Source organism: Pseudomonas berkeleyensis, assembly GCF_014109765.1.
GTDB lineage: Bacteria > Pseudomonadota > Gammaproteobacteria > Pseudomonadales > Pseudomonadaceae > Aquipseudomonas > Aquipseudomonas berkeleyensis.
The window spans coordinates 264,698-277,544 of record NZ_CP059139.1; the positions used below are offsets into that span (position 1 = coordinate 264,698).

The 12,847-nt window shown below is 64.3% G+C and carries 11 protein-coding genes; 4 read left to right on the forward strand and 7 right to left on the reverse strand.

What is annotated here, in order from left to right; translation table 11 throughout:
* Positions 1-2 precede the first annotated feature (2 nt).
* The 5 genes from HS968_RS01245 to HS968_RS01265 form a co-directional block, all read right to left on the reverse strand.
* A complete protein-coding gene (locus HS968_RS01245) occupies positions 3-1,049 on the reverse strand; it encodes an Ldh family oxidoreductase (protein WP_182369813.1) in 1,047 nt (348 codons plus the stop codon).
* The gene (locus tag HS968_RS01250) at positions 1,046-2,566 is read right to left on the reverse strand and encodes a tripartite tricarboxylate transporter permease (protein ID WP_119692395.1); all 1,521 of its coding nucleotides are present in this window, start codon (positions 2,564-2,566) and stop codon (positions 1,046-1,048) included. Before HS968_RS01250 ends, HS968_RS01245 begins: the two co-directional genes overlap by 4 nt.
* Before the next feature lie 10 nt (positions 2,567-2,576).
* A complete protein-coding gene (locus HS968_RS01255; protein ID WP_182369815.1) occupies positions 2,577-3,032 on the reverse strand; it encodes a tripartite tricarboxylate transporter TctB family protein in 456 nt (151 codons plus the stop codon).
* A gap of 70 nt (positions 3,033-3,102) precedes the next feature.
* Positions 3,103-4,086, reverse strand: coding sequence for a tripartite tricarboxylate transporter substrate binding protein (locus tag HS968_RS01260; protein WP_179623426.1), 984 nt, complete (start codon positions 4,084-4,086; stop codon positions 3,103-3,105).
* Positions 4,087-4,241: 155 nt separating this feature from the next.
* Positions 4,242-5,198: a LysR family transcriptional regulator gene (locus HS968_RS01265; protein ID WP_119692392.1), complete on the reverse strand. Its 957-nt coding sequence runs from the start codon at positions 5,196-5,198 to the stop codon at positions 4,242-4,244.
* Between the two features lie 158 nt (positions 5,199-5,356).
* Between HS968_RS01265 and HS968_RS01270 the strand changes: the two genes are divergently transcribed.
* On the forward strand, positions 5,357-6,538 hold the full coding sequence (locus HS968_RS01270) for a fumarylacetoacetate hydrolase family protein (RefSeq protein ID WP_182369817.1): 1,182 nt from the start codon (positions 5,357-5,359) through the stop codon (positions 6,536-6,538).
* 195 nt (positions 6,539-6,733) lie between these two features.
* Here the strand turns inward: HS968_RS01270 and HS968_RS01275 are convergent, their stop codons facing one another.
* On the reverse strand, positions 6,734-7,666 hold the full coding sequence (locus HS968_RS01275; protein ID WP_182369819.1) for a LysR family transcriptional regulator: 933 nt from the start codon (positions 7,664-7,666) through the stop codon (positions 6,734-6,736).
* 161 nt (positions 7,667-7,827) lie between these two features.
* Here HS968_RS01275 and HS968_RS01280 point away from each other — a divergent pair, with 161 nt between their 5' ends.
* Positions 7,828-8,967, forward strand: coding sequence for an iron-containing alcohol dehydrogenase (locus HS968_RS01280; RefSeq protein ID WP_119692389.1), 1,140 nt, complete (start codon positions 7,828-7,830; stop codon positions 8,965-8,967).
* A gap of 8 nt (positions 8,968-8,975) precedes the next feature.
* Here the strand turns inward: HS968_RS01280 and HS968_RS01285 are convergent, their stop codons facing one another.
* A complete protein-coding gene (locus HS968_RS01285; RefSeq protein WP_179623430.1) occupies positions 8,976-9,920 on the reverse strand; it encodes a LysR family transcriptional regulator in 945 nt (314 codons plus the stop codon).
* A 123-nt stretch (positions 9,921-10,043) separates the two neighbouring features.
* Here HS968_RS01285 and araD1 point away from each other — a divergent pair, with 123 nt between their 5' ends.
* Together araD1 and HS968_RS01295 are read left to right on the forward strand one after the other, a co-directional pair.
* The gene (araD1, locus tag HS968_RS01290) at positions 10,044-11,045 is read left to right on the forward strand and encodes an AraD1 family protein (protein ID WP_182369821.1); all 1,002 of its coding nucleotides are present in this window, start codon (positions 10,044-10,046) and stop codon (positions 11,043-11,045) included.
* Positions 11,046-11,262: 217 nt separating this feature from the next.
* Entirely contained in the window at positions 11,263-12,846 is a 1,584-nt protein-coding gene (locus HS968_RS01295; protein ID WP_106737708.1) for an aldehyde dehydrogenase (NADP(+)), read from the forward strand.
* The last annotated feature ends 1 nt before the right edge of the window (position 12,847 follow it).

Consider the following 12,847-nt stretch of genomic DNA (forward strand, 5'->3'; position numbering starts at 1 on the left):
CCTTAGAACGGGTATTCGACGCCGCCTTCGCTGGCCGCACCGCGCAGCGCTGCCAGCACATCGTCCGGCAACTCCAGCCCTTGCTCATAGGCTTTTGCCTTGCGCGCGATACCGGCGTGACCCGGCATGCGCACCGGGCTTTGCGCCAGGCGCGGACGGCTCTCCAGGCACGCGCCGACGAAGTGATCCATCTCGGCTTTCAGCTCATCGACGCCACCAAAGAATGCCGGGTCAAACGTCAGCACGGTCACTGCCGCGCCCCATTGCTTGACCCCATCCTTGCGGCCGAAACCGCCCAGGCCTGCCGTCAGCGCCTCGACCATGGTGCCGAGGGCGAAGCCCTTGTGGCCGAACTCCAGGCTGCCCAGCGGCAGGATCGCGCCCTGCGGTGTGCCGAAGTAGGCCGCCGTATCACGGGTTGGCTGGCCGTCCGGGCCGATCAGCGCGGCATGCTCCAACTGGCCGCCGGCCTGGTGGGTCTTGTTGACCAGGCCATTGGTGATGGTCGACATGCTGACGTCGATGAGGATCGGCTTCTCGCCGGTGGGAATGCCGATGCCCAGTGGGTTGGGCGTATACACCGGGTCGAGGCCGCCGTGCGGCGCCACCGAGGCCACGGCCGGGTCGGAGGTCAGCACCAGCGGGATCAGGTTCTGCTCGGTGTAGCGTTGCAGGTATGCGGCCAGGCAGGCGATATGGTGTGAACGACGGATCGTGGCCACGCCGATACCGAAGGTACGCGCGGCCTTGGCGGTGAAGTCCAGCGCTTGCTCGACGCAGTATGGGCCGAGCAGGTAGCTGGCATCGTAGAGCCGTGCCGCTGGTGTCTGACGGACGATCTGCAGGCTTGCGGCATCGCCCTTGGCCTGGCCGCTGCGCAGATCCTTGAGGTAGCCCTGAGCCAGCTTCACGCCATGGGTGTGATGGCCAAGCAGGTCACCTTCGACCAGCACGCGGCTGACCACGGCGGCGACGTCGGGGCTGACCTTGGCATCGAGGAACAGTTGTTCGATGAAGCGCTCCAGCGCTTGCGGGGCGATACGATTCATTCAATGACTTCCTTCGGGGCCAGAGGGGCGTTGCCGCGCTTGCGCCACAGCTTGGCGAGCAGCGGGAACAGCGCGATAAGCACGACGAACAGGGCCAGGCAGGCACTGATCGGGCGTTCGATGAAGGCCCCCAGATTGCCGTTGGCCTTGAGCATCGAGGTCATGAAGTTGGTTTCCAGGATGTTGCCCAGCACCAGGCCGAGAATCGCCGGTGCCAGCGGCACTTCGGCGGTGGCGATCAGGTAGGCGACGACGCCGCAGGCCAGCATGATCCACACATCGGTCAGGCTGTTGTTGATGGCGAAGGCGCCGACGATGCAGAAGCACAGGATGATCGGCATCAGCACGCGCAGCGGCGTCACGGCGAACACGTGGGCACTGCGAATGGCCAGGTAACCGATCGGCAACAGCACCAGGTTGGCGACGAAGAAGGCGGTGAACAGGCCGTAGGCCATGGCGCTGTTGTCCATGAAGATGGTCGGGCCGGGGTTCATGCCCTTCATGTACAACACGCCGATGACGATGGCGGTGATCGAGTCGCCAGGGATACCGAACACCAGCGCCGGTACCCAGGAACCGGCGACCGCCGAGTTGTTCGCCGAGCCGGCGTCGACCAGGCCCTCAACGTGACCGGTGCCGAACTTCTCCGGCTCTTTCGAGCGCTTCTTGCTGATGGCGTAGGCGATCCACGCAGCGATATCGGCGCCGGCACCCGGCAGGATGCCGATGAAACCGCCGACGCTGCTGCCACGGAACACGCTCTTCCAGTAGCGCTTGAGGTGCATCGGCACCTTGCTGAAGACGTCGCCGTGCTGCTTGGGAATGGTCTGGTTGGTGTCACCTTTCTCGTGGCTGCTGTACAGCTTCATCACTTCGTACATGGCGAAGAAGCCGATCATCACCGGAATGAAGTTGATCCCAGCCATCAGATCCGGCACATCGAAAGTGAAGCGTGGCGCGCCGGTGACCAGGTCGAGGCCGACCGTGGACAGCAGCAGGCCGACCATCAGCGAGAGGAAGCCCTTGATCGCCGAACCGGTGGAAATGAATACCGCGCTGCTCAGGCCCAGCACCGCCAGCCAGAAGTATTCGAAGGAGCTGAAGTTCAGGGCGAATTCGGCCAGCGAAGGCGCCACCAGCACCAGCACCGTGGTGCCGAACAGGCCGCCGATCACCGAGCAGGTGACGTTGACGCCGAGGCACTCGCGGGCACGACCTTGGCGGCCAAGTGCAGCGCAGTCACTGACGTAGGCCGCCGAGGCCGGTGTGCCGGGAATGTTCAGGTAGGCGCCGGGAATGTCGCCGGCGAAGATCGCCATCGCCGAGGTGGTGATGATCGCGGCGATGGCTGCGGTCGGCTCCATGGCGAAGGTGACCGGTACCAGCAGGGCCACGGCCATGGTGGCGGACAGACCCGGAATGGCGCCGACGAAGACGCCGAAGATCGCCGCGGCGAGAATCACCAGCAGCGTCTGGAAATTGAAGACCAGCAGAATGCCGTCGAGTAGTTCGTTCATGGACTGCGCCTCAGAAACCGAAAGGCCCGATAGGGAGCGGCACTTTGAGCATGTGCCCGAAGGAGAGGCTGATGACAGCCGCGGAGACGACGCTGATCAGTATTGCCGGTAGCCAGCGCACGCCGCCCTGGAACAGCAGCACCAGCATGACCAGCACCATGGTCAGGGCTGCGCCAATCACTTCGCTCAGATAGATGTAGGCCACCACCATCAGGCAGGGCACCAGCACGCCGATGTGGGGGAGGGCAAAGCCACCGCTACCGACATTGGGGCTGGCTGTGCGACGCATCTTGCGCACGGTGACGAAGCTCAGCAGAGCACCGCCGATGACCATGCCGCCTGCAATCATGCTGGGGAACATGCTGGCGCCATACTTCATGCCGGGAACTGCCGGGAAACCCTGTGCCAGTACCCAGACGGTGATACCCAGGGCGATAAAGACGATACCGAGGATTAGGTCTTTCATGGGGGAGTTCTCTTACCGCAGAACGGAGACAGGCGACGCCCTTTCGGTGCGTCGCCTGTAGGAGGCCGGCTTACTTCTTCAGGCCGATCTTTTCGATGATGCCGCCCATATAGGCGTTGTTCTCGACGAGGAATTGCTTGAAGTCCGCACCTTTATGCCACTCCACGCCAAAGCCCTGGCGCTTCATGAAGTCCTGGTAGAACTCGCTGTTGTAGGCCTTCTCCAGAGCATCTTCGAGTTTGGCCACCACGGCTGGATCCATGCCTTTGGGGCCGGCTACGCCGCGCCATTCGCCCAGCGAGTAGTCGCTGCCGATGCTTTCCTTGAGGGTCGGGATATCCGGGAAGGCCGGGTTGCGTTCAGGCGAGAGAATCGCCAGGCCCTTGGCCTTGCCCGCGTCGATCATCGAGCGCGCTTCGGGTACCGACGACGGCACGAGTTCGATGCTGCCAGCCGCCAGTTCGACCATGGCCGGTGCGGCGCCCTGGCTGGGAATCCAGGTGACTTTGTTGGGCTCGATGCCGCGATCCATCAACAGGCCGGCGAAGGCTACGTGCCAGATGCCGCCCATGCCGGTGCCGGAAGCCTTGAAGGTGCCTTGAGGCTTCTCGTCGATGTCTTTCAGCAGTTCTTCGACGTTGTTGTACGGTGCATCGGCGCTGACCTGTACGCCTGGGTAGTCATAGTTGGTCATGGCCAGGGGGGTGAAGTCTTCGTGAGTGATCTTGGTCAGACCCTGCCAGTGCATCATGTTCAGCTCACCGGTCACGAAGCCCAGGGTGTAGCCATCGGGCTTGGCGCTGGCCATCACCGTGTGACCCACCACGCTGCCGCCACCTGGGCGGTTGACCACGTTGATGGTGACGCCCAGTTCCTTCTCCAGTGCGGTGGCGATGCCGCGTGCAGCCGAGTCGCTGCCGCCGCCGGCGGCCCAGGGCACGATCAGTTGGATGGGCTTGTTCGGGTATTCGGCCATGGCGGCCACCGGGGCGCCCAGCAGGGAAAGGCCGAGGGCGAGGCTGAGCGGGCGAAGCAGCGTGCTTAGCTTGGTCATGAAGGTTCACCTATTGAAGTTATTTTGAGTGAGGTGCAGCTAGGTTCCGCTTGAACGAGTCGGCCAGGCAGACGGCACGGCGTGGAATCAAAGCCTGGCCGAAGCTAGGCAACTCTCGGGGAGGTGTCTAATGAGGCTTTTTCATCGAGTCATAACTAGGGGTTATTCGCTGAGGATTCATCGCGGATGACGGTGCGCAGGGCGTCAATGAAGTCGCGGGCTGCGGAGGAGATGGGCTCGTCCTTGCGCAGCAGCACGCCATAGGCCAGCGGAGAGGGGGCCAGGCTCGTCTGGATCTGTTTCAGGCTGCCATCGAGCAGGTTCTGCCGTACCACCGCCTCTGGCAGCAGTGCCAGGGTGTCGCTGTTGCAGAGCATCTTCAGCGTGGTTTGCACGGAGGTCGTCTCGATGGCGTTGGCCGGCGGATTCACCCCCGCGTCGCTGAACGATTGTTCCAGCGACTGACGCAGCGGGGTGTTGAGCGGGTAGAGCACCCAGGGCCATTCGGTCAGCTGCGAGGGTGAGACCTGCTGGCGATTGCACAGCGGGTGTTCGGCGCGGGCGATGAGGATGAAGGGTTCCTCGGCCAGCGCGGTGAAGTCGAAACGCTGGCGCTGCGGATGGTCGGTGAAGCGACCGACCACCAGATCCAGCTGCTTGTGCTCCAGCAGCTTGAGCAGGTGATCGCTGGTGTCCTCCAGCAGCTCGATGGTCAGCAGCGGTCGCCGGCCTTTCAGGCGCAGCAGCGTTTCGGGCAGGGCGTGGGCGGTGGCGGCGAAGATCGCGCCGACCTTGAGATAGCCATGGCCGCCCTGGCGCAGACTCTCCAGGCGATAACTGAAGGTCTGGCAGTCATTCAGCGCGCGCTGCGCATAGGCAACCACCTCGGCGCCCAGCTCGGTGGCTGGCAGCTCACGGTTGAGGCGCTCGAACAGGGTGAAGCCGAACTGGTTCTCGATGTCGCGCAGCATCTTGCTCACTGCTGGCTGGCTCAGCCCCAGCTGCTGCGCGCTGCTGTGCATGTTGCCGGTGCGCGCCAGGCTGTCTATCAGCGCCAGGTGGCGGAAGCGTAGCCAGTTGTGAAGGGTCGGGAGATTGCCGGTTTGGTTCATGGCCGCAGTGCTCAGGAATACTCGATAACCGGATCATATCGCGGACTGACTAATAGTCATTGGTGGTTATCGCGAATGGAGAGATAAGGTCGGCCGGCCTGAGCGCACCCAGGGTGCCTTGCAGGCATTTCCATTCGCATAAGAAGAAGGACTCCGCCATGCCTTACGCTCTCAGCCTCACACCCAGCAATACCCTGCCTACCGATGGCTTGCGCGGAACCCTCGTCGGCCGGGCCTGGTTGCCCGGAGAGCACGCCGGCCCGGCGCCGATCCTGCTGCGTGAGGACGGTGTCTATGACCTGTCCACACTGGCGCCGACCCTGAGCGGGCTGTTCGAGCAGGAGGGCCTGCTGCCCAGGTTGCAGAGCCTGCGTGGCACGCCGCTGTGCAGTGTCGAGGCCTTGTTGGGCAACAGTGGTGCCGACTTCAATTCCGAGTTGCCGAGCCTGCTGGCGCCTGCCGACCTGCAGGTGCTCAAGGCGGCGGGGGTGACCTTTGCTTCGAGCATGATCGAGCGCGTGATCGAAGAGCGTGCCGGTGGTGATGCCAGCCTGGCCGAAGGCGTTCGGGCCAAGGTTCGCGATGTACTCGGCGAAGATTTCGCCAGCATCAAGCCGGGCTCGGAGAAGGCCCAGCAGGTCAAGGCGCTGCTGCAGGAGCAAGACCTGTGGTCGCAGTATCTGGAAGTGGGCATCGGCCCGGACGCCGAAATCTTCACCAAGGCGCCTGTGCTGGCCGCCGTGGGCAGTGGCGCGGAGATTGGCATCCATCCCGGTTCGGTGTGGAACAACCCGGAGCCGGAAGTGGTGCTGGCCGTCAACAGTCATGGCGAAGTACTGGGCGCGACGCTGGGCAACGACGTCAACCTGCGCGACTTCGAAGGCCGCAGTGCACTGCTGCTGAGCAAGGCCAAGGACAACAATGCGTCCTGCGCCATCGGTCCGTTCATCCGCCTGTTCGATGACACGTTCGACATCGACGATGTACGCAACACCGTGGTTCGCCTGCGGGTCGAGGGGGACGACGGTTATGTGCTGCAGGGCAGCAGCTCGATGGACAAGATCAGCCGCGATCCATTGGATCTGGTGGAGCAGGCGCTCAACCGCAATCACCAGTACCCGGATGGCTTCCTGTTGTTCCTCGGCACCCTGTTCGCCCCGACCGAAGACCGCGATGCCCCGGGTGCCGGCTTCACCCACAAGCTGGCGGATCGCGTGATCATCAGCAGCGAACAGCTGGGTGCCTTGCACAACCGCGTCAACCACAGCGACAAGGCACCGGTCTGGCAGTTCGGCCTCAATGCCCTGATGAGCAGCCTGGCGGCGCGCGGCCTGCTCTAACAGGCGTAAGGTCGGCTAGGCGTAGGGTGGGTTAGCCGCCTGCCACGCAGCTCAGTCGTTACACGACCACTGTGGCGGCGTAACCCACCATAGGCGCTATGCGGCCTACAGCCTGGTGGGTTACGCGACGCGCCACGAGCGAGGCGGCTGTCGATTCGTCTTCTGCGTCGCTGACCCAGGCCTTCGTTGCTGCAATCAGTGCTCGTCCTGCGCCGACGTGAGCTGCGCCATGAACAGGCGACTGATCGAGGACAGGCTCACGCCGCGGCGGGTGATCAACTGGTAGGGCTCGCTGCGGCTCTTCAGGCTCAGCGGCAGGATGCAGGTCATGCCGAAGCCCGTGCAGAAGCGCGCCACATCGGTCGATAGCAAGGCCACCAGGTCGACATTCTTCTGCAGCAGCGACAGCGTGGTGAAAGCCGAGGTGGTCTCCAGCAGGTGCAAGGGGAAGCGCAGCCCTGCCTGCTGGAATTCGTGTTCCAGCGAGAGCCTCATCGGCATGTTGGCCGAGTAGACGACCCAGCGGCTGTCGGCCAGGTCGGCCAGTTCCAGCTGCGCGCTGCCCGCCAGCGGGTGGTTGCGGTTGGCGACCACGGCTAGGGTTTCGTCACGAACATCGATGCAGTCGTACTGCTCCGGCTGGCGGCTGATGCTGGTGCGGCAGATCGCCAGATCCAGGCGCCCCTGGTCGAGCAGGCTGAGCAGGCGCGCGCTGGTGTCCTCGACGATTTCCACCGACAGATCCGGGTGCGCCTCCAGCAGGCGCGTCAGGGCATCGCTCATGAACGGCACCGCGCCCATGATCACGCCGATGGACAGGCGTCCGCCGTGGCCCTGGAGAATGCCGAGCATTTCTTCGCGCAGATGGGTCAGGTCGGTCTGGATCAGCTTGGCGTAGCGAATCGCGCAGTGTCCCAGCTCGTTGGCTTCCAGGCCGCGATTGGTACGCACGAACAACGGCGCGCCCAGGGTGGTCTCGATTTCCTGCAGCGCCTTGGTCGCCCCCGGCTGGCTGATCGACACCTGTTCCGCGGCCTTGATCAACGAACCTTGCTCGCCAAGAGCGATCAGCAGGCGCAGTTGCCGGAAGCGCAGGCGGGAAAAGATGGAGGAGACGGATGGCAGCATGTATAGCTTTCCCTTATAGCAGTATCAGCGCCTCTCATTAGTCAGGGGCGCCTCGATCCCATAGTTTGCCTGGGCGGCAAGGCTATCCGTGAGAATGTCCGAGTGATCTTACTCGACGTTTTCCGCTGCCTGCTATTACAAAAACAAGCAGAGGCTCCCCCATGGCACTGATCAACTACCTCACACAAGTCCAGTTCGGTTATGACGCCCTCGGCCAGTTGGCCGCCGAGTGTCAGCGCATTGGTATCACCCGGCCCTTTATCGTCACCGATACGGGGGTGCGTGCCGCAGGTATCGTCGACAAGGTGCTGGGGCAGCTGAGTGACCCGGCTGTCGCGGAGGTTTTCGACCAGACGCCGCCCAACCCGAACGAAGGCGTGGTGCGCGCCGCCGCTGCGCGTTATCGCGATGGCGGTTTCGACGGCATCATCGCGGTCGGTGGCGGTTCTTCCATCGACCTGGCCAAGGGCGTTGCCGTGTGCGGCACCCATGAAGGCCCGCTGAAACAGTTCGCCGTGATCGAAGGTGGCCTGACCCGTATCACCGCGGCCACTGCACCGGTGATCGCCATCCCCACCACGGCCGGTACCGGCAGCGAAGTCGGTCGCGGCGCCATCCTGATTCTCGATGACGGGCGCAAGGTCGGCGTCATCTCGCCCTATCTGATTCCGCGCTCGGCCATCTGCGACCCCGAGCTGACCCTCGGCCTGCCCGCGCAACTGACCGCTGCCACGGGCATGGATGCCATCGCCCACTGCCTGGAAACCTTCATGGCGCCGGCGTTCAACCCGCCAGCCGACGGTATTGCGCTGGATGGCCTGTGGCGCGCCTGGCGACATATCGAGCGTGCCACCCGCACCCCTGGTGATCGGGAGGCGCGGCTGAACATGATGAGCGCCTCGATGCAGGGCGCCCTGGCCTTCCAGAAGGGCCTGGGTTGCGTGCACAGCCTCAGCCACTCCCTCGGCGGCATCAACCCGAGGCTGCACCACGGCACCCTCAACGCGGTATTCCTGCCGGCGGTGATCGCCTTCAACGCTCAGTCCGACTCGGTACGCGACGAGCAGAAGCTGCAGCGCATCGCGCAGGCCATGGGCTTGGGTAGCACCGAGGAAATCATCCCGGCGATCCGCGAGATGAATCGCCGCCTCGGCATGCCGGCGGGCCTGGCTGAAATGGGCGTGGACGAGTCGATGTTCCCGGCGATCATCGAAGGGGCGCTGGCTGACCATAGCCACAAGACCAACCCACGCGTGGCGAGTGCCGAGGACTACGCCGAGTTGCTGCGCCAGTCCATGTGAGTGGCGGCTTAGGCGCCTTCGTAGAGGGCGTCCTGTTCGTTGCGCAGGTGTTCCAGCAGCAGGCTCGCCAGCGGTGACAGGCTGCTGCCGCGACGATGGATGATCGAGCATGGCTCGTTGCGCGACTGCAGTTCCAGCGGCAGGCGACGCAGCAGGCCGAAGCCTTCGCTGGAGCAGGCGATGGAGTAGGGCATCACCGCCACCAGCTGCGGGTCTTCCTGCAGCAGGCTGAGCATGGTGAAGGTCGACGAGGTTTCCAGCGGGTAGCGGGGAAACTCCAGGCCGGCCTCGCCGAATTCGCGCTCCAGCACCGTGCGCATCGGCGTGCCGGTGGGGTAGACCACCCAGCTGCAGTCGCTCAGGTCGGCCAGGCTCAGCGCGGGATTGCCCTGTTGCGGATGCTGCGGGGCGGCCACCAGTGCCAGGCGCTCGGCGTGCAGGCTCAGACACTCGTAGGCGTCCGGATGCTGGCTGCCGCTGGTGCGGGCGATGGCCAGATCCAGGCGGCCTTCATCGAGCAGCTTGAGCAGGCGCGGGCTGATGTCTTCGACGATCTGCACGGAAATGTCCGGCTGCGCCTGACGCAAGCCGGTCAGGGCGCGCAGCACCAGCGGTACCGAGCCGGCGATGGTGCCCACGGCCAGGTGACCGCCATGGCCCTGAAGGATGCCCTGCATCTCGTCATGCAGGTGCGCCAGGTCGTTGTGGATAAGGCGTGCGTAGCGGATCACGCAGCGCCCCATGTCGTTGGCCTGCAGGCCCTGCGCCGTGCGGATGAACAGCGGTGTACCGAAGGTCGTCTCGATCTCGTGCAGCGCCTTGGTCGCCCCCGGCTGGCTGATGGCGATGCGCTCGGCGGCACGGTGCAGCGTGCCCAGTTCGTCGAGGGCGATCAGCAACCGCAACTGGCGGATGCGCAGGCGGGAAACGATATGGGTCAGTGGCTGCAGCATGGGGATGACGAAAAGTTATCACCTAATCAGAAGCTTTCATTAGGCAGCACTGCGGGCAATTTTTAAAGTGCTGGCCAAGCAACGCCGCAATGGCGGCGGAACAAGAACAACAGGAGTAGCGCAATGCGGTTGATTCAGTTTGAGAACGAACAGGGCCAGCGCCAGGTTGGCGTCGTCGGTGACGCGCGCATCAGCGTGGTCAAGGGCGTTGCCACTACCCGCGAGCTGGCGTTGCAGGCGATCCGCAACGGCCATGGCCTGATCGCCGAGATCGAGCGCCTGGGTGTCGAGCAGGGCCCGGTCTACGCCGAACTGATCGAACAGAACCGCGTGCTGGCGCCGCTGGATCACACCGACCCGGCTCACTGCCTGGTATCCGGCACCGGCCTGACCCACCTGGGCAGCGCCTCCACCCGTGACAAGATGCACCAGCAGGTTGAAGCACAGCAGGCCGAAGGCAAGCTCACCGACACCATGCAGATGTTCCAGTGGGGCATGGCCGGCGGTCGCCCGGCGGCTGGCAGCGAAGGCGCGCAGCCGGAGTGGTTCTACAAAGGTGACGGCAGCATCGTGGTACGCCCCGGCGCCGACTTCCCGGTACCGGACTTCGCCGAAGACTTCGGCGAGGAGCCCGAGCTGACCGGCCTGTACGTGGTTGGCGACGATGGCCAGCCGTATCGCATCGGCTTCGCCCTGGGCAACGAATTCTCCGACCACGTGGTCGAGCGCAAGAACTACCTGTACCTGGCTCACTCGAAGCTGCGCTTCTGCTCCTTCGGCCCGGAAATGCTGATCGGCGAGCTGCCGCGTCACCTGTCCGGTGTCAGCCGCATCCGTCGCGGTGACCAGGTGCTGTGGGAGAAGGAGTTCCTCTCCGGGGAGGACAACATGTGCCACACCCTGGAAAACCTCGAATACCACCACTTCAAGTACCGCCAGTTCCTGCGTCCGGGCGATGTGCATGTGCACTTCTTCGGCACCGCCACCCTGTCGTTCGCCGACGGCATCAAGGCGCAGCCGGGCGACACTTTCGAGGTCAGCCTCGATGCTCTGGGCGAGCCGCTGCGCAACGGTATCAGCGTTCACACACCTGCTGTAAAGGTCGGTGGTGTTCGCCAGCTGTAAGTATCTGCCAGGCCCGGCAGCCTTGCTGTCGGGTCGAAATTCCGCTCGGCGGATTCGGATTACGCCCTCACAAGGGGACGAATGCCGGAGTTATCACTTATCATACGTCTGACAACTGCATTGCCAGTTGCCAATCCCTGGCCCAAAAAGCCGGGGCCTCATTCATTTTCATTGTCCCTGGCGGCGACCCCGTCGCCCCACCTGACAGGAGAACGCCATGCTGAGTCTGACTGGCCACAATTACATCGGCGGTGAGCGCCGCGCCGCCGGCACCGTCGTGCACAAGAGCCTCGACGCCAGCAGCGGTGAAGCGCTGCCCTACACCTTCATCCAGGCCACAGCCGAAGAAGTCGACGCTGCTGCCCAGGCTGCCGCTGCCGCTTACCCGATTTACCGCAACCTGTCGGCCGAGCGCCGCGCCGAATTCCTCGACGCCATCGCTGACGAACTCGATGCCCTCGGTGATGAGTTCGTCGCCCTGGTCACCCGCGAAACTGCGCTGCCTGCCGGCCGCATCCAGGGTGAACGTGGTCGTACAAGTGGCCAGATGCGCCTGTTCGCCAAGGTGCTGCGTCGTGGTGACTTCTACGGCGCGCGTATCGACCGCGCCCTGCCGGATCGCCAGCCGCTGCCGCGTCCGGATCTGCGCCAGTACCAGATCGGCGTAGGCCCGATCGCCGTGTTCGGCGCCAGCAACTTCCCGCTGGCCTTCTCCACCGCTGGTGGCGATACCGCTTCTGCCCTCGCTGCCGGTTGCCCGGTGGTGTTCAAGGCGCACAGCGGCCACATGGCCACTGCCGAGTGCGTGGCTGACGCTATCATCCGCGCCGCCGAGAAAACCGGCATGCCGAAAGGCGTGTTCAACATGATCTTCGGTTCCGGCGTCGGCGAAGCGCTGGTCAAGCATCCGGCCATCCAGGGCGTGGGCTTCACCGGTTCGCTGAAAGGCGGCCGTGCCCTGTGCGACCTGGCCGCTGCCCGTCCGCAGCCGATTCCGGTGTTCGCCGAGATGTCCAGCGTCAACCCGGTGGTCATTCTGCCGGGCGCCCTGCAGGCCCGTGGCGCCACCATCGCCAAGGATCTGGCTGGTTCCGTGGTGCTGGGTTGCGGTCAGTTCTGCACCAACCCGGGCCTGGTCATCGGTATCCGTGGTGCCGAGTTCAATGACTTCGTCGCTGGCCTGGCCGATGCCATCGCCGCTCAACCGGCGCAGACCATGCTCAACGCCGGCACCCTGCGCAGCTACGCGGGTGGCCTGGCTCAGCTCAACGCCCATGCCAAGGTCACTCACCTGGCCGGTAACGAGCAGTCCGGCAACCAGGCTCAGCCGCAGCTGTTCAAGGCTGACGTGAGCATGCTGCTCGAAGGCGACCACCTGCTGCAGGAAGAAGTCTTCGGCCCGACCACCATCGTCGTCGAAGTCGCTGATCGTGACGAGCTGACCCGCGCGCTGCAAAGCATGCACGGCCAGCTGACCGCGACCCTGATTGCCGAGCGTGACGACCTGCTGGCCTTCCGCGACCTGCTGCCGCTGCTGGAAGTGAAGGCCGGCCGCGTGCTGCTCAACGGCTATCCGACCGGCGTCGAAGTGTCCGACACCATGGTTCACGGCGGCCCGTACCCGGCGACCTCCGATGCTCGTGGTACCTCGGTCGGCACCCTGGCGATCAACCGCTTCCTGCGCCCGGTCTGCTACCAGAACTACCCGGACGAAGTACTGCCCGAGGCGCTGCAGAACGCCAACCCGCTGGGCATCCAGCGCCTGGTTGACGGTGTGCACACCCGTGATGCCCTGAGCTGAG